This window comes from Streptomyces sp. NPDC031225 (genome assembly GCF_055570355.1).
Genome location: NZ_JBVIHJ010000020.1, coordinates 93,767 through 110,751, shown reverse-complemented (window position 1 = coordinate 110,751; position 16,985 = coordinate 93,767). Strand labels below are relative to the sequence as shown.

Sequence of the window (16,985 nt, the reverse complement as noted above, 5' to 3'; positions counted from 1 at the left end):
CTCTTAGCGCGACCGAACGCGACCCGCACGGGAAAGTTACGACCGTTCACCCCTTCTGGTGGTGCGATGGACAACCGTCCATCGCACCACCGCCTTGTCCGCATACGTTCGTCCCGCTGCGAGCCGCCGGGCCAACGACGGCTCCTCATACGGGAGATCGGGGGTGCACTCGTGCGCATCGGACTGCTTACGGAGGGTGGCTATCCGTATGTGAGCGGTGACGCCAGGCTCTGGTGCGACCGGCTCGTGCGCGGGCTCGAGCAGCACGAGTTCGACATCTACGCCCTCAGCCGCGGCGAGCGCCAGGAGGACGAGGGCTGGGTCCAACTGCCGCCGCAGGTCGGCAGGGTCATCACCGCCCCGCTGTGGACCGCGGAGGACGACGGCGTGGTGTACGGGCGGCGTGCCCGCCGTAGGTTCGCCGAGTGCTACGGCGAGTTGGCGGCGGCGCTGTGCGAGGGAGCCGTGGCAGAGGGCTCCGGGGAGGCGTCCGGCACTGAGGCGGACCGTTTCGCCAACGCCCTGTACGGGCTCGCCGAACTCGCCCGCGACGAAGGCGGACTGGTGGGAGCGCTCCGATCCGAGACCGCCGTACGCGCCCTGGAGCGCGCCTGTCGCGCGCCCGGCGCCCGGCAGGCGGCGCGCGAGGCGCGCGTACCGGATCTGCTCGCCATGGCCGCGCACCTGGAGCGCGCCCTGCGCCCCCTCTCGCTCGACTGGTACGAGGACGACGGGCTCGGCGCGGTCGACCTGTGCCACGCGGCCTCCGGCGGCCCGGCCGCCCTGCCCGGACTTCTCACCCGCCACTTCTGCGGGGTGCCCCTGCTGGTGACCGAGTACGGCGTACGACTGCGCACGCACTACCTGGCCGACACCGGATCGTCGCCCGCCGTACGGACCCTGCTCGCCGCCTTCCACGGCCGGCTCGCCACCGAGACCTACCGGCAGGCCGCGGTCGTCACGCCCGGCAACACCCACACCCGCCGCTGGCAGGAGCGCTGCGGCGCCGACCGCGAGAAGCTGCGCACGGTCCACCCGGGCATGGACGCCACCCCCTTCGCGGAGGTGGGGGAGTCGGCGGAGTGCGCGGATCCGGACACGCTGGTGTGGGTCGGCCGGGTCGAACCCGCCAAGGACCTGATCTCCCTCCTCCACGCCTTCGCGGAGATCCGCAAGGAGGAGCCCAAGACGCGTCTGAGGATCGTCGGCGCGCCCTCCGGTCCCGAGGGGGCGGCCTATCTGGGGCACTGCAGGGCGCTGGCCGCGCAGCTCTTCCCCGACGAGGCGGACGGGCTGCACGCCGTCGGCGACAACCCCGTCTCCTTCGAGGAGATCGGCGGCCCCGAGGTGCCCACCCTCGCCGACGCGTACGCCTCGGGCGCCGTCACCGTCCTGTCCAGCGTCGTCGAGGGCTTCCCGATCAGCCTCGTCGAGGCCATGTTCTGCGGCCGGGCCACCGTGTCCACCGACGTCGGCGCGGTCGTGGAGGTCATCGGCGGCACGGGGCTCGTCGTCCCGCCGCGCAACCCGAAGGCGCTCGCGGAGGCGTGCGTCACGCTGCTGCGCGACCCCGAGCGCCGTCAGCGCCTGGGAGCCGCCGCGCGCGCCCGCGCACTCGAACTGTTCACCGTGGAACAGAACATCACGGCATTTCACAGCATTTACCTGGAGATCGTCTCGTGCACCCCGGTCCGCCGGGTCGTCCTGGACCGCACCGGCGAACCCCTGCCGTTCGCCGCACCCGCCGAGGCCCACGTCCCCGGCCGCTGGACCGAGCGCAGCACACGCGTCGTGGCCCGCGGCGGCCCCGGCTGGGCCGCGGGACCCCCGGTCCGCGCGACGCCGCCCCTCGCGGCCACGGAAGGAACCCCCGGATGAGCGACCTGGGACTCGACCGGCCCGGCGCCCCCGGCAGCCCCGGGGCCCGTCATACGGACCCGGAGGAGCGGCGCACGGGGGAGCCGCCCGTACCGGACGGGCGAGGGCCCGGTGGCCATGATCCGGGCGAAGAAGCGTCCGGCGTCGGGGCACCGAAGGCGCCGGAGGCCCCGGAGACCCGGGAGGCGTCGGAACCGCGAACAGCGGAAGCTTCCGCAGGCACCCACGTCACGGAATCTGCGGAAGCTTCCGCAGGCACCAACGGCACCGAACCTTCCGGGGGCGCAGAAGCGCACACCAGTGAGCCCTCTCTCTCGGCACCCACCCGCCGCGCCGCCGAGATCTCCACCGGCCGCAAGCCCACTCCCGGCCCCGCCCGGCGTTCCGCCGCGGACCCGGTGAAGGCTCTGATGCACCGTCATCGCGACCTGTGCGAACGGGCCGTCGACCCCCTGGAGATCGCGGCAGGCCTGGAGGCCCACGGCGTCACCGACCGCACCGCCGTCCGCTTCCGCCACCGGGACGTCTTCTCGCTGGCCGAGGAGATGTACGCCCGCGTCCCGAGGACCGGCGACACACCCCCGCCGCCCACAGCGGACAAGGCCCCCCGGGCCCGTGCCGACTGGGCCCTGCTCACCCTCCTTCCCGGCGCCCTGTGCGCCGCCACGGTGGCCGGCATCCGTCTCACCGACGGCCAGTCCCGCCTGGTCGCCGCCCTGGTGGGTGCCCTGGCCGTCTCCCTGGCCGTCCGCGCGGCCCTGTCCCGAGGCCCCCTCCGCACCCCCGACCGCGCCCCCACGACCGGCCCCTCCACCTGGACGTACTGGCTCCTCGCCTACGCCGCCCTCGGCGACGGCCTGCTCGCAGCGGCCGTGACCGGCGGTCCCGACGTCCTGCCCACCGGTGCCGCCGACGCCCCCTGGCCCGTGGCCACGGCCCCCCTCCTCGCCCTGACCCTGTCCTGCGCCCCGGCGGCCTGGTCCGCCCACCTCCTCACGGCCCGGGCCCGCCGCAAACTCACCGCCAGCCGCGGACTGGAGGACTTCGCCGCCTCCGTACGTCCCCTGCTGCTCGGCGCCTTCGCCCTGTACCTGTGCGCCCTGACGGCTCTCCTGGCCCTGTCCGGCACGGTCCTGGACGAGCCCGCCCCCTACACGCAGACCATCACCCTGGGCGCCCTCCTCTTCCTCGCCCGTCTCCTCACCGCGCACGGCTTCACCCACGCCCCCACAGTGGTCCTCGTCGCCGCCACGACAGCCCAGGCGACCGCCCTGGCCACGACCTTCGCGTCCCGCCTGCCGGGCTGCGCCTTCCTGGCCACCCCCGTGGACGCCCTCGTGGACCTCTGGGGCCCGGGCGGCGTCCAGACCCTTTCCTGCGGGATCGGCGCCCTGGCACTGCTGGTCCACGCGATCCGCAAGCTGACGCGGGCTTCGGCCCACGCACCCGCCCGGGTGGAGGCCCCGTGCTGACCCGCCCCTGTCCCACACACCCGCCGTAGGCGCGGCCACCTGCCGCAGTGCGCCCAGCCGCTGACCCTTCCGTCGGCCGCGAAGCCCCGCCCCGTCGTGGGCGCATGGGCGCAACGGCCCACCCGCCATGGGCGATCCGCTCGCTCCCCGCTCCATCCCGCACCGGCCGCCGCAGGCACCCCGGCCCACCGCCGGAGGCGACTCGCACGCCCCTCCCGAAGGAGAACCCGCAATGACCACCTCCCGACCCGCCCGCAAGGCCCCGGGAGCAGCCCGATGAGAGTTCTGCTGATCGGAGCCAACGGCTACCTCGGCCGATTCGTCGCCGACCGTCTGCTCGCCGACCCCGCCGTCCAGCTCACCGCCCTCGGCCGCGGCGACGACGCGGACGTCCGCTTCGACCTCGCGTCCGGCAGCCCCGGAGCCCTCACCCGGTTCCTCGACGCGGTCCATCCAGGTGTCGTCGTCAACTGCGCGGGCGCCACCCGCGGCGGCGCCCGCGAACTCACCCGCCACAACACGGTCGCCGTCGCCACCGTCTGCGAGGCCCTGCGCCGCAGCGGCTGCGGCGCCCGCCTGGTGCAGATCGGCTGCGGCGCGGAGTACGGCCCCAGCCAGCCCGGCTCCTCCACGGCCGAGGACGCCGTCCCCCGCCCCGGCGGCCCGTACGGCGTCAGCAAACTCGCCGCCACCGAACTGGTTCTGGGCTCCGGCCTGGACGCGGTCGTCCTGCGCGTCTTCTCGCCGGCCGGCCCCGGCACTCCCGCGGGCTCCCCGCTCGGCCGTCTCGCCGAGGCCATGCGCCGCGCCATGCAGTCCGGCGACGGCGAACTGAAGCTCGCCGGCCTGGGCGCCCAGCGCGACTTCATCGACGTCCGTGACGTGGCCCGCGCCGTGCACGCGGCCTCGCTCTCCGCCGCCCAGGGCGTCATCAACATCGGCTCGGGCCGTGCCGTCCGCCTCCGCGACGCCGCCGGCGTCCTGGCCCGGGTCGCCGGATACGGCGGCGCCCTCCACGAACTCGACGGCCCGCCCGGCCCGCTGAGGGCGTCCATCGGCCACCCCCGCTCCGAACCGGACCATGTGGCGCCGGCCGCGTACCCGTATCCCGACGGCTGCGGCAGCTGGCAGCAGGCCGACGTGCGTACCGCTCGCGACCGGCTCGGCTGGCGCCCCCGGATCAACCTGGAAGAGTCCCTCGCCGACATCTGGATGGAGGCGGCATGCCGCATCTGACCAGCACGAAGACAAGCACGTCGAGCACCGAACTGCGCACCGGCCTCGGGGTCCCCGGTTTCGCCCACCCTCTGGTCGCACCGGCCGAATGGGCCGAACTCACCCGTCCGGGCACCCCCCTGCACTGGAGTGTCCTCAACGTCGCCGACGGCCCCGGCGCCCGCCCCGACCCGCACTGCCTCGAAGCGGCCGGCCGGCTGCGCAACGCGGGCGTCCGCGTCCTCGGCCACCTCGACACCACCTACGGCGCCCGAACCTTCGGCGAGCTGATCTCCGAGGCGCACCGCTACCTCGACTGGTACCAGGTCGACGGCTTCCTCCTGGACCGCTGCCCGACCGAACGCGCCGCGCTCCCCGAGGTCCGCCGAACCGTCACGACCCTCCGCGCGATCCGTGACGACGCCCATATCGTCCTCGGCCACGGCACCCATCCGTACCCGGGATACGCGGAGAACGCGGACCAGTTGGTGACCTTCTCCGGCTCCTGGAGCGACTACCGCTGGTCGCAGGTGGCCGAGTGGACCGCCGACTACCCGCCCGACCGCTTCTGCCACCTCGTCCACGGACTGCCCGGCCCGCACCTCGACGAGGCTCTGCGCATCGCCCGCTGGCAGGGCGCCTCCACGATCTGGTTCACCGACCGCACCGAGCACCGCGGCCGCGTCGACCCCTGGGAGACCATGCCCGGCTACTGGGACGACATCGTCTCGCGGATCGGAACGGGTGTCTCGGAATGAAGAAGCCCATGGCAGTGTTACGGGGAGAACAACTGTAGTGATTGACCGACCAACGGAGTCCCCGTGTCGCTGCCACCCCTGGTCGAGCCGGCCGCCGAGCTCACCGTAGACGAGGTCCGCAGGTACTCCCGCCACCTGATCATCCCCGACGTCGGGATGGACGGGCAGAAGCGGCTGAAGAACGCCAAGGTGCTCTGTGTGGGCGCCGGCGGCCTGGGCTCGCCGGCGCTGATGTACCTGGCCGCGGCGGGCGTGGGCACGCTCGGCATCGTGGAGTTCGACGAGGTCGACGAGTCCAACCTCCAGCGCCAGATCATCCACAGCCAGGCGGACATCGGCCGTTCCAAGGCCGCCTCCGCCCGCGATTCCGTACTGGGCATCAACCCGTACGTGAACGTGGTCCTTCACGAAGAGCGGCTCGAGGCCGAGAACGTGATGGACATCTTCAGCCAGTACGACCTGATCGTCGACGGCACCGACAACTTCGCGACCCGCTACCTGGTCAACGACGCGTGCGTGCTGCTCAACAAGCCGTACGTCTGGGGCTCGATCTACCGCTTCGACGGCCAGGCATCCGTCTTCTGGTCCGAGCACGGGCCCTGCTACCGCTGCCTCTACCCGGAGCCCCCGCCCCCCGGCATGGTGCCTTCCTGCGCCGAGGGCGGCGTACTGGGCGTGCTGTGCGCGTCCATCGGCTCCATCCAGGTCAACGAGGCCATCAAGCTCCTCGCGGGCATCGGCGAGCCGCTCGTCGGCCGACTGATGATCTACGACGCCCTGGAGATGCAGTACCGCCAGGTCAAGGTCCGCAAGGACCCGGACTGCGCGGTCTGCGGCGAGAACCCGACCGTCACCGAGCTCATCGACTACGAGGCCTTCTGCGGCGTCGTCTCCGAGGAGGCCCAGGAGGCGGCCGCCGGCTCGACGATCACTCCCAAGCAGCTCAAGGAGTGGATCGACGACGGCGAGAACATCGAGATCATCGACGTCCGTGAGATCAACGAGTACGAGATCGTCTCCATCCCGGGCGCCAAGCTGATCCCCAAGAACGAGTTCCTCATGGGCACCGCACTCGAGGGCCTCCCGCAGGACAAGAAGATCGTCTTGCACTGCAAGACGGGTGTCCGCAGTGCGGAAGTCCTCGCGGTCCTGAAGTCCGCGGGCTTCTCCGACGCGGTCCATGTCGGCGGCGGCGTGATCGGCTGGGTCCACCAGATCGAGCCGGACAAGCCCGTCTACTAGGCCCACGCCTTCCCGGGAGGGGCTCGGCACCACGGGTGCCGGGCCCCTTTCCGCTGCCCCGACCGCGCACCCCGCGGCTACGAGGCGCAGACCTTGCCGTCCTTCGGCACCGTGCCCTTCAGCAGATACGCGTTCACCGTGGCGTCCACACAGTCGCTCCCGTTGCCGTACGCCGTGTGTCCCTGCCCCTTCCAGGTGAGCTCCACGCCCACTCCCTTGCCCAGCTCGTCCGCCATCCTCCTGGCACCTTCGTACGGCGTCGCCGGGTCGCCCGTGGTGCCGACCACCAGCACCGGTGCCGCACCGGGCGCGCTCACCTCCGGCGTCTCGGACTGTCCGGCCACCGGCCAGTCGTGGCACCAGCCGGCCGCGTCCCAGCCGAGGAAGGGGCCGAACACGGGCGAGATCCTCTCGAACTCGGGCAGCAGCTTCTTCGCCTCCGCGAGCGTGGGCCGCTGCTTGTCGTCCAAGCACGATATGACCCGTTGCGAGTGGGAGAGCGTGCCGTAGTGCCCCGAGGCGTCACGGTCGTTGTAGTCGTCGGCGAGCGCCAGGAGTTCGGAGCCGTCCCCCTGCTCGGCCGTCTGCAGGGCGCTGGTCAGTGAGGGCCAGCTGTCCTGGCCGTACAGCGGCAGGACGATGCCGGTGAACGCGAGCACCTGCGTCAGCTTCCGCCCGGAGAACGTGTTCAGCGGGTCGGCGTCGATCCGGTCCAGCAGGGCCGCGATCTTACGGGTGCCCTGCTCGCGGTCCTGGCCGGTGGACGCGAGGTAGTTGTCGAGCGCGCGCTGGAAGCCCCGGGCCTGGTTCTTCCGGTGGCCCACCAAGTCGGCGCTCGGGTCGACGGCCGCGTCGAGCACCAGTCGCCCGACCTTCTCCGGGAACAGGTGGGCGTAGACGCCGCCGAGCTGGGTGCCGTACGAGATACCGAAGTAGTGCATCCGGGCGTCGCCGAGGATCTGGCGCATCAGGTCCATGTCCCGCGCGGTGTCGGTGGTCGAGACGTGTCCCAGCAACCTGCCCGCGTCCTTCGCGCAGCCCTGGGCGAAGCCGGCGGCGTCCTGGAGGTACGCCTGCTCCTCGGCCGGGGTGTCCGGAGTGGGGTCCACCGCCTCGGCGGCCTGGATCTCCTTGTCACCGCGGCAGCGGACCCCCTCGCTGGCGCCGACCCCGCGCGGGTCCCAGCTCACCAGGTCGTACCGCTCGCGCAGGAGGGAGGCGGTGGCCGCGTACCCCGGCATCGTGCCCACCCCCGTCAGGCCGGGGCCGCCGAAGTTGAACAGGAGCGAACCGATGCGCTCGCCGCCGCGGGCCCTGCTGCGGATCAGCGCGAGGGCGATCGTCACCCCGTCCGGCTTCGACCAGTCCAGGGGCACCCTCAGTGTCGCGCACTGCCAGTCGTTGCCGGGCGCGGTGGAAGCCGCGGTGGCCTCGCACCGTCCCCAGCCGAGCTTCTGCGAGGTCAGTGCGGCGGGCAGCGCCTTCGCGTCCGTGGCCGTGGGCCGTGCGCTGCCGGACGGCTCGTGCACCGCACCCCCGCCGGACGAACCGCCGCTGCACCCCGCCGCCAGCAGAGCGGCTGCGGCAGCCGCAGCCACCCCCCGTACGAAACGCCCCATGACAGCCCCCGTCCCAAGCCGTCCGCGCCGATCCGCGAACGTCGGTCCGGCCATGGTAGGCCGATCACGAATCGCTCGCCGGGCCCTGTGGATAACCTTCTGACCAGCGACTTTCCAGGTTTCCTGGATGATGTTCTACGTGCAGACCGTCCCCGCCTTCGGTACTTTCCCGGTCAGGAGATAGCCGTTGACCGCCTCCTGGACACACTTGTTCTTGCTGTCGTAGGCCCCGTGCCCCTGCCCCTTGTACGTCAGCTCGACCCCTACGCCTGCACCGAGCGCCTCCACCATCTTCCGGGCGCCCTCGTACGGGGTGGCCGGGTCTCCGGTGTTGCCCACGACGAGGATCGGCGCGGAACCGGTGGCGCTCACGTCGGGATGGTCGGCGGCACCCGCCACGGCCCAGCCGGTGCAACTCACCATGGACCAGGCCAGGAAGTCGCCGAAGAGAGGGGACGCGGCCCGGAACGCGGGCAGCTTCCGCTCGACGTCGGCGGCGCTGTACCGGGGCTTGTCGTCGGCGCAGTTGATGGAGATGTTGGCCGCGGTGATGTTGCTGTACTCGCCGTTGTCGGCGCGCCCGTTCATCGAGTCCGACAGCAGCATCAGGATCCTGCCGTCGCCGGCGTACGCCTGCTCCAGACCCTCGACGAGGTACTCCCAGAAGTCCTTCGAGTACAGCGACTGCGCGATGCCGTTGGTCGCGGCGGTCTGGGTCAGCAGGCGCGCCCCGATACCGGGGATCGGCTTCTTGTCGAGGTCCGCGAGCAGCCTGGCGATACGGGTCTTGACGTCCTGTGCGGTGTCGCCGACGGGGCAGTCCTCGGTCTTGGAGGTGCAGTCCTCGGCGAAGTTGTCGAGCGCGAGCTGGAAGCCCTCGGCCTGTCCCAGCGAACCCTGCTCACTGTTCTGCGTCGGGTCGACGACTCCGTCGAAGACCGCGCGCCCCACCTTCTTCGGGAACAGATGGGCGTAGACGCCGCCGAGTTCGGTGCCGTAGGAGATGCCGAAGTAGTGCAGCCTGTCGTCGCCGAGGACCTGACGCATCAGGTCCATGTCGCGGGCCGCGTCGGTGGTGCGCACGTGCGGCAGCGTCGCCTTGGAGTTCTCCTCGCAGGCCGCGTTGAACTCCTTGGTGTTGTCCAGGAGGGCGGTCCGCTCGGCCGCGTCGTCGGGGGTCCCGTCCTGCTCGAAGTACACGTCGAGCTGGAGGTCGTTCAGGCATTCCACCGGGGCGCTGCGGCCCACTCCGCGGGGATCGAAGCTCACCAGGTCGTAGCGGGTGCGCAGGGTCGCGTAGTCCGTGCCGAAGGCGGGCAGGGTGGTGACGCCCGAGCCGCCGGGGCCGCCGAAGTTGAAGACGAGCGAGCCGATCCGCTTGTTCTCGGGGCCACTGGCCTTCGCCCGGATCAGTGCGAGGCCGATCGTGTCGCCCTTGGGCTTCGCCCAGTCGAGAGGGGCCTTGAGAGTGGCGCACTGCCATTCGTCGCCGCCGGCCAGCGGCGAGGGCGCGTCTCCGCCGCCCTCGGCCGGGGACGGGGCCGGGCAGTCCTTCCAGCTCAGCTTCTGGGCCGACAGGGCCTCGTCGTGGGAGCCGTCGCCGCAGCCTGCGAGTGCGGAGGAGAGCAGCAGTGCGGTGGCGGTCAGGGCGGCGGCGCGCACACGCGGGGGGTTCGGCATGGTCCCATCCTGCGGTCGCGCGCGCGGGCACGCTCGGGGCGCGAGGCGTACGAGGTACGCAGGGTACGTCGTGGAACGAGCCGTCGTGCGCGGGGCGGCAGCGGCTACAGCGCGCCCTTGCGGGACAGGTGGTTGAAGGCCAGCCAGCCCGGCAGCACGGGCAGCCACAGCGTCAGGAGCCGGTACAGCAGGACGGCCGGGGCGGCGACCTCCTTGGGCAGGCCCACGGCGATCAGGCCCACCGTCAGGGTGGCCTCCACGGCCCCCACGCCGCCCGGTGTCGGGGCCGCCGAGCCCAGCGCGTTGCCGGCGAGGAAGACGACGGCGACGCTGGCGATGCTGAGCGACGCGCCCTCCTGGCCGAAGGCACGGATCGAGGCGTCCAGGCACATCACGAAGCAGGCCGTCAGCAGCAGCATGCCGCCGATGCCGGTGATGAGCTTCTGCGGCCGCTGGAGCACGTCCAGCATGCGCGGCACGACTCCCGCGAAGAGCGACCTCACGCGCGTGACGACGAATTTCCTGAGGAACGGCACCGAGGTGACCACCAGCACCAGCACCGCCACCGTCAGCAGACCCGCGATGACCGTCCGGGACGGCGACAGCGACGGCGTCTTCTCGGTACCGGTCAGATAGCCGAAGGACAGCAGCATCAGGATGTGGCAGCCGAGACCGAACAACTGCGAGGCCCCGACGCTCGCCACCGCGAGCCCCGGCCGCACCCCCTGGCGCTGCAGGAAGCGCGTGTTGAGCGCCACGCCGCCCACCGCGGCCGGTGCGACGATCTTCACGAAGGACCCGGCGACCTGGGCCCCGACCGCCCGCAGGAACCCCACCCGCTCGGGCACGAAGCCCAACAGGGACATGGCCGCGGCGAAGTAGCTGGCCGCCGAGAACAGCACGGCCGCGGCGACCCAGCCCCACTCGGCGTTCTCGATGAGCGGCCCGAACTCGATGTGGGTGAGCTGCGTCAGCAGGAAGTACGCGCCGATGGCGCCCGCGATCAGGCTGATCAGCGTGCGCGGCTTGACCCGTTCCAGACGGGCCGGCTCGACCGGTGCCTGCGGCCTGATCAACAGCACCTCGTGGCGGATCTGCGTCAGCAGATCCTCCTCGCGCGCCTCTTCCAGAGCGTCGTCGATGGCTCGCTTCTCGGCCCGTGCCTCCGCGCGTACGGCCTTCTTGTCGGGCTTGTCCAGGACCGGTCTGGTGTCGTCCGGCGCCCCGTCCAGATGAGCCTGCTTGGCCTGCCGGGACGCCTCCAGGACCGCCTCGCGCTCGCGCTGGGCCCGCTCCCGGCCGAGTCTGCGCAGTGTCGCGCGCGTGGAGCGCGTCAGCGCGATGGGCTGGAGCATCGGCAGACAGTCGGCGACGGCGTCGGGGCCGAGGACACCGACCGCCGATGCCACCGCGCGCTCCGCGCCCACCAGCAGCCCCAGGGTCGTCACCAGTTGAGCGACGTCCATGCGCAGCAGCAGCGTGCTGGCGGCGATCTCGCCGCCGCGCAGATCGGTGAGGATGACCGCGCCGGAACGATCCACCAGGACCGCGTCACCCGCGAGCCTGCGATGCGCGATGCGCCGCGACTGGAGCGACTGCACCTGACGCCAGGTGTTGCGCAGCAGTTCGTCGGTGATCTCGTCCTCGGGCAGCGATTCGAGCGTGCGCCCGCCGGTGTGCTCGTAGACGAGTATCACGGCGTCGGGGCCGAGCTCGGAGGTGGCGATCAGCTTGGGCGCGTTGGCACCGGCCGCGATGGCCGCGTAGGCGAGCAGCGCTTCCTGCTCCAGCGCCTGACGCAGCGACTGGAGGCTGCTGCGGGTCGCGAAGCCGCGCAGTGTGAGGTTGCGCCACACCCGGTAGAAGAAGCCCTGAGCCTGCTGTTCCCGGTCGACCACCGTCACGTCCAGCGGCGGGCCGTCCTCCAGGGTGACGAAGTAGCGCCGGCCGCGGTCGCTGTTCTCCGCGGTCTCCGAGGCCTCCTCGCGGGCCGCGCTGACCGGGTGGAAGCCGACGGTCCTGAGGCCCGCCATGAGCGTCTGCCCGGTGGGCCGGACATTGGGTGAGCCGACCGCGTACAGCGTGCCGTAGGCGACCGTCCAGCCGATCAGCACCGTCAGGATGATCGAGAACGGTGTGGTGTAGCCGGTGACCAGCATCGAGAACGCGTCGAGCGTCAGCACGATCCACAGCACCGCACGCCAGCGCGGCCTGCGGGACATGCCGACGGCGGTCATGTAGGCGATGACGGGCGCCAGATAGCCGTGCACGGGGTCGGTGAGGGCGTGGACGTCGCCGGGGGAGGGCTGGGTGAGCGCCTCCTGGATCGAGCCCGGGGCGCCCTTGGCGACCCACAGGTCGGTGGCGAGGGTCACACCGTGGGCGAGGACCGCGGCGAGCACGCCGTCGGCGATCCGCAGTCCGTCGCGCTTGATCAGCCGTTCGATCGCGAACGCGACCGGCACCAGGAGGATCGCGATGCTGGAGGCCAGCCCGGCGATCTTGATGAGCAGGTCGGGTGCCTGACCGGTGCCCTTGTTGATGTCCTGTTCGAGCCCGGAGGTGGTGCCGTGCGCGAACGCGGCGATCGCGAGCAGGATGACAACGGCCAGCACGCCGACCAGCAGCCGCATCAGGTCGGACGGCCGGTGCACGCGCGCGGGGAGCAGCGGCTCGTCGCCCTCGACCTCGTCGACGGGCACCTCTTCGGCGTCGCTGCGTACCTCGTCGGTGTCGGCGTCGGCGGCGTCAGGACGCGACGAGGCGTCAGAGGTGCTCTCGGCGCCCTCCGGGTGCACACCCTGTGGCTTCATCGTCTCTTCTTGATCTCGTATCACCAGTCACCGCCCGCACGATGGTGGCATGCCCCACCGACACGCGGGGGTGTCAGGGTGCACATGCGGGGGCGCACAGTCTGCCCGAAGCGCCGTCCCTCGGCGAGGAATACGCACGGTCGCGAGCCCGTCACATTGTCGGTGGGGTGGGGCAGGATGGGTCGGATGAGCGAGCAGAGCCTTCCTCAGGACGCCCACCCGGAGTACGCGGACACGCTGCCGGAGTACGCCGAGCGGGTCCTCGACGTGGCCGAACGCATTCCGCCCGGGCGCGTCATGACGTACGGCGACGTCGCCGAGTGGCTGGAGGAGGGCGGCCCCCGCCAGGTCGGCCGGGCGATGGCCCTGTACGGCGGAGCCGTCCCCTGGTGGCGTGTCGTCCGCTCGGACGGCGTCCTGCTCCCCGGGCACGAACTGCGTGCTCTCGGCCACTATCGCGCCGAGGGCACGCCCCTGAAGGAGGCGAGCAGGGCCGCCGCGAGCCATCTCCCGCGCCTCGACATGAGACGGGCGCGCTGGGACGGCGGAGGTCCGGCGGAGGGTCACACCTGACAGCTTCGGCCATAGCGCGGGCCCAGGGGCACTCTGAGGCCCGTACGAGGGACACGGGGCACATCCGTGGCATGCCGTACGTTCGTGGGGTGAGAGACGTACGTGTCGGGAGCGCCGTGTGGGCCGCGTGGGCCGCCCGGGAAGAAGGGGAAGCCCTGCTTCCGCACTCGGTGTCGGCGTAGCGTCGGCTGCACTCGTCCCCCTCATCCCCCGTCCACCGCCCTCCACGCGCGGCGGGCCGCCCAACAGCACACCCACCAGGACCGGCGAACCACGTGAGCTCCTCTTCCTCCACCAGGCGTCTGTCGCACTCCCAGGTGCGGCAGGGGACCCGTGGCGCTTACCGACTGGTGCGTACCCAGCCGGCCCGTGTGGCTCCCCCTGATCTGGACGCCGCACAACGTGCCGTGGTTGAGCACGGAAGCGGCCCTCTGCTCGTTCTCGCAGGTCCGGGCACCGGGAAGACCACCACGCTCGTCGAGTCCGTGGCGTCGCGAATCGCCCGTGGAGGCGACCCCGCGCGTGTGCTCGTGCTGACGTTCAGTCGCAAGGCGGCCGTCGAACTGCGCGACCGCATGGCGCTGCGCATAGGAGCGGCGCGCTCCCCTCAGGCGACCACCTTCCACTCGTTCTGCTACGCCCTGGTCCGCGCCCACCAGGACAGCGAGCTGTTCGTGGAACCACTGCGGCTGCTGTCGGGACCCGAACAGGACGTTGCGGTACGGGAGCTGCTCGCCGGCCAGCCCGACCTGGAGCGGCTCGGCCTCGCGCATGTGCGCTGGCCGGACGAACTGCGCGCCTGCCTGACCACCCGCGGCTTCGCCGACGAGGTCCGCGCGGTCCTCGCCCGCAGCCGCGAACTGGGGCTCGGACCGGGAGCCCTGGACGCCTTCGCCCGTCGCATCGGCCGCCCCGACTGGCGGGCCGCGGCCGCCTTCCTCGCCGAGTACCTGGACGTCCTCGACCTCCAGGGAGTGCTCGACTACGCCGAACTCGTCCACCGCGCGGTGCTCCTCGCCCACCGCCCCGAGGTCGCCGAGCACCTCGCCGCGCAGTACGACGCCGTGTTCGTCGACGAGTACCAGGACACCGACCCGGCCCAGGTACGGCTGCTGCAGGCCCTCGCCGGCGGCGGCCGCAGCCTCGTCGCCTTCGGAGACCCCGACCAGTCGATCTACGCGTTCCGGGGCGCGGACGTGAACGGCATCCTCGACTTCCCGTACGCCTTCCCGCGCGTGGACGGCCGTACGGCCCCGGTCGAGGTCCTGCGCACCTCCCGCCGCTCCGGGGCCGGACTGCTGGCCGCGACCCGGCTGGTGACCCAGCGCATGCCGTTGACCAGGCTGCCCGCGGAGAAGGTCCGCGCCCACCGCGACCTCGCCCCGGTCCGGGACGGCGGCCGCGTCGAGGTCTTCACCTACCCGACCCCCGGTACGGAACTGGACAACATCGCGGACATCCTGCGCAGGGCACACCTGGAGGACGGTGTCCCGTGGGGTGAGATGGCCGTTCTGGTCCGCGCGGGCTCGCGCACGATCCCCACGGTGCGCCGCGCGCTCACCGCGGCCGGCGTGCCTCTGGACATCGACGGCGACGACCTGCCGCTGCGGCACGAGCCGGCGGTGGCACCCCTGCTGACAGCACTCCGGGCGGTGGCCGCGGCGGAGGCTGCGGGGGGTGTCGTACGTCGCGAAGAGGTACGACCGGAAGCCGCTCCGGAAGAACCGCTTTCGGATGAGGAAGCTGCCCGTGAGGGGCGGCCGTCGGACGGGCAAAGCGCTTCCGAGTCGCAGCCCGCGGATTCCGAGCCGCAGTCGTCGGCCCCCTCCTGGCTCGACACCGAGACCGCCCTCACCCTCCTCTCCTCGCCCCTCGCCGGCATGGACGCCGCCGACCTGCGCCGTCTCGGACGCGCCCTGCGCGACGAGGAGCGGGCCGCCGGGAACGCCCTGCCGCCCCCCTCGGACGAACTGCTCGCGCGGGCCCTGGCCGAGCCCGAACGGCTGGCCGTGCACGACCCCGTGTACGCGCGCGGCGCCCAGCGGCTCGGCGCGTTGCTCAAGAAGGCCCGTGAGCGCCTGGCAGACGGTGGCAGCGCCGAGGAGGCGCTGTGGGACCTGTGGGAGGGCACGCCGTGGCCCGGGCGCCTGGCGCGGTCCGCCCGGCGCGGCGGTGCGGCGGGGCGCAACGCGGACCGTGATCTCGACGCCGTGTGCGCGCTGTTCGCGACAGCCGCGCGCGCGGAGGAGCGCACCGGGGGCAGGGGCGCCCTGAACTTCCTGGAGGAGATCGACGCCGAGGACATCGCCGCCGACACCCTCACGCGGCGTGCCGTACGACCCGACGCCGTACGCCTGATGACCGCGCACCGTTCCAAGGGCCTGGAGTGGCGCCTGGTCGTCGTCGCGGGCGTCCAGGAGGGCCTGTGGCCGGACCTGCGCCGGCGTGGCTCTCTCCTGGAGGCCGACCGCATCGGCCGTGACGGGCTGGCCGAACCACTGACTCCAGGGGCACTTCTCGCCGAGGAGCGCCGTCTGTTCTACGTCGCCGCCACGCGCGCGCGTGAGCGCCTCGTCGTCACCGCGGTGAAGGCGCCCGCCGACGACGGCGACCAGCCTTCCCGGTTCCTGACCGAACTCGGCGTCGAACCCCAGGACGTCACCGGCCGCCCCCGCCGCCCCCTGTCGGTCGCCGCGCTGGTCGCCGAACTCCGCGCCACCACCGTCGACCCGCGTGTCTCCGACACCCTGAGGGAGGCCGCCGCCCGTCGGCTGGCCCGGCTCGCGGCGCTCGCCGACGAGGACGGCCGGCCTCTCGTCCCCTCGGCCCACCCCTACCGCTGGTGGGGCATGTTCGAGCCGACCGAGTCCAAGGTGCCGTTGCGCAACCGCGACCAGCCCGTCGTGCTCTCCGGCAGCGCCCTCGACCAGCTCGCCAACACCTGTGCCCTCCAGTGGTTCCTGGGCCGCGAGGTCAAGGCCGACGCACCCGCCACCGTCGCCCAGGGCTTCGGCAACGTCGTGCACGTCCTCGCCGACGAGGTCGCCTCCGGACACACCCCCGCCGACCTCGATGTCCTCATCGAGCGCCTCGACTCCGTGTGGAACGCCCTTGCCTTCGACGCGCCCTGGAAGTCGGCGCAGGAGAAGGAGAACGCGCGCGTGGCGCTCGAACGGTTCCTGAAGTGGCACGTCGACTCCGGTGGTGTCCGCGCCGGACGCACCCCGGTGGCCAGTGAGCACGACTTCGACGTCACCCTCGCGGCGGGCGACGTCGAGGTGCGCGTCCGCGGCCAGATGGACCGCGTCGAGACGGACGGAGAGGGCCGCGCGTACGTCGTCGACTTCAAGACCGGCAAGCAGCCGGTGAGTTCCGCCGAGGTGGAGCGCCACCCCCAGCTCGCCGTCTACCAGCTCGCGGTGCGCGAGGGCGCCGTCGACGAGGCCTTCGGCGGCGTACGACCGGAGACGGGCGGGGCCGAACTCGTCCAGCTGCGCCAGGGTGCCCCCAAGCGGGACGGCGGCGAGACGCTCCCCAAGGTGCAGGCGCAGGAACCGCTGGAGGGGGAGTGGGTCGGAGATCTGCTCGCCACGGCGGCCGGCAAGGTCCTCGACGAACGGTTCACGCCGAACGCGGGGCAGCACTGCACCCACTGCGCGTTCCGGGCGTCGTGCAGCGCGCGGCCGGAAGGACGGCATGTCGTGGAGTGAGGTGAGCACGCCGGTGTGATGGGTC

General features: G+C 72.3%; 10 protein-coding genes. 7 read left to right on the top strand and 3 right to left on the bottom strand.

All coding sequences use genetic code 11. From position 1 onward, the window contains the following. The first annotated feature begins 171 nt into the window (after window positions 1–171). The 5 genes from ACZ48Z_RS30510 (at window position 172) to moeZ (ending at window position 6,565) form a co-directional block, all read left to right on the top strand. A complete protein-coding gene (locus ACZ48Z_RS30510; protein ID WP_468739100.1) occupies window positions 172–1,878 on the top strand; it encodes a DUF3492 domain-containing protein in 1,707 nt (568 codons plus the stop codon). Next, window positions 1,875–3,350, top strand: coding sequence for a hypothetical protein (locus tag ACZ48Z_RS30505; RefSeq protein ID WP_468739099.1), 1,476 nt, complete (start codon window positions 1,875–1,877; stop codon window positions 3,348–3,350). Before ACZ48Z_RS30510 ends, ACZ48Z_RS30505 begins: the two co-directional genes overlap by 4 nt. 276 nt (window positions 3,351–3,626) lie before the next feature. Then, complete coding sequence (locus ACZ48Z_RS30500) at window positions 3,627–4,586, top strand: NAD-dependent epimerase/dehydratase family protein (RefSeq protein WP_468739098.1); 960 nt, start codon at window positions 3,627–3,629, stop codon at window positions 4,584–4,586. Next, window positions 4,574–5,323: a spherulation-specific family 4 protein gene (locus tag ACZ48Z_RS30495; RefSeq protein ID WP_468739097.1), complete on the top strand. Its 750-nt coding sequence runs from the start codon at window positions 4,574–4,576 to the stop codon at window positions 5,321–5,323. Before ACZ48Z_RS30500 ends, ACZ48Z_RS30495 begins: the two co-directional genes overlap by 13 nt. A gap of 63 nt (window positions 5,324–5,386) precedes the next feature. Continuing rightward, entirely contained in the window at window positions 5,387–6,565 is a 1,179-nt protein-coding gene (moeZ, locus tag ACZ48Z_RS30490; protein ID WP_468739096.1) for an adenylyltransferase/sulfurtransferase MoeZ, read from the top strand. A 77-nt stretch (window positions 6,566–6,642) separates the two neighbouring features. On the opposite strand, the gene ACZ48Z_RS30485 is transcribed toward moeZ, so the two are convergent. From ACZ48Z_RS30485 to ACZ48Z_RS30475, 3 genes are all read right to left on the bottom strand, one after another. Then, the gene (locus ACZ48Z_RS30485; RefSeq protein WP_468739095.1) at window positions 6,643–8,184 is read right to left on the bottom strand and encodes an alpha/beta hydrolase; all 1,542 of its coding nucleotides are present in this window, start codon (window positions 8,182–8,184) and stop codon (window positions 6,643–6,645) included. Between the two features lie 135 nt (window positions 8,185–8,319). Beyond that, window positions 8,320–9,864: an alpha/beta hydrolase gene (locus tag ACZ48Z_RS30480; RefSeq protein WP_468739094.1), complete on the bottom strand. Its 1,545-nt coding sequence runs from the start codon at window positions 9,862–9,864 to the stop codon at window positions 8,320–8,322. A 104-nt stretch (window positions 9,865–9,968) separates the two neighbouring features. After that, window positions 9,969–12,677, bottom strand: coding sequence for a lysylphosphatidylglycerol synthase transmembrane domain-containing protein (locus ACZ48Z_RS30475; protein ID WP_468739093.1), 2,709 nt, complete (start codon window positions 12,675–12,677; stop codon window positions 9,969–9,971). Between the two features lie 186 nt (window positions 12,678–12,863). On the opposite strand from ACZ48Z_RS30475, the gene ACZ48Z_RS30470 reads away from it, so the two are divergent. Next, window positions 12,864–13,250 carry an MGMT family protein gene (locus ACZ48Z_RS30470; RefSeq protein WP_468739092.1) on the top strand — a complete coding sequence of 129 codons (387 nt, stop codon included), beginning with the start codon at window positions 12,864–12,866 and terminating at the stop codon, window positions 13,248–13,250. 275 nt (window positions 13,251–13,525) lie between these two features. Further along, window positions 13,526–16,960 (top strand): ATP-dependent helicase, encoded by a 3,435-nt coding sequence (locus ACZ48Z_RS30465; protein ID WP_468739091.1) that lies wholly within the window; start codon window positions 13,526–13,528, stop codon window positions 16,958–16,960. Window positions 16,961–16,985: the final 25 nt, after the last annotated feature.

Excerpts from the sequence above, each read along its gene's own strand:
- ACZ48Z_RS30505 (WP_468739099.1), top strand. The coding sequence starts at position 1,875 with ATGAGCGACCTGGGACTCGACCGGCCCGGCGCCCCCGGCAGCCCCGGG.
- ACZ48Z_RS30500 (WP_468739098.1), top strand. The coding sequence starts at position 3,627 with ATGAGAGTTCTGCTGATCGGAGCCAACGGCTACCTCGGCCGATTCGTC.
- ACZ48Z_RS30495 (WP_468739097.1), top strand. The coding sequence starts at position 4,574 with ATGCCGCATCTGACCAGCACGAAGACAAGCACGTCGAGCACCGAACTG.
- ACZ48Z_RS30485 (WP_468739095.1), bottom strand. The coding sequence starts at position 8,184 with ATGGGGCGTTTCGTACGGGGGGTGGCTGCGGCTGCCGCAGCCGCTCTG.
- ACZ48Z_RS30480 (WP_468739094.1), bottom strand. The coding sequence starts at position 9,864 with ATGCCGAACCCCCCGCGTGTGCGCGCCGCCGCCCTGACCGCCACCGCA.
- ACZ48Z_RS30475 (WP_468739093.1), bottom strand. The coding sequence starts at position 12,677 with ATGAAGCCACAGGGTGTGCACCCGGAGGGCGCCGAGAGCACCTCTGAC.
- ACZ48Z_RS30470 (WP_468739092.1), top strand. The coding sequence starts at position 12,864 with ATGAGCGAGCAGAGCCTTCCTCAGGACGCCCACCCGGAGTACGCGGAC.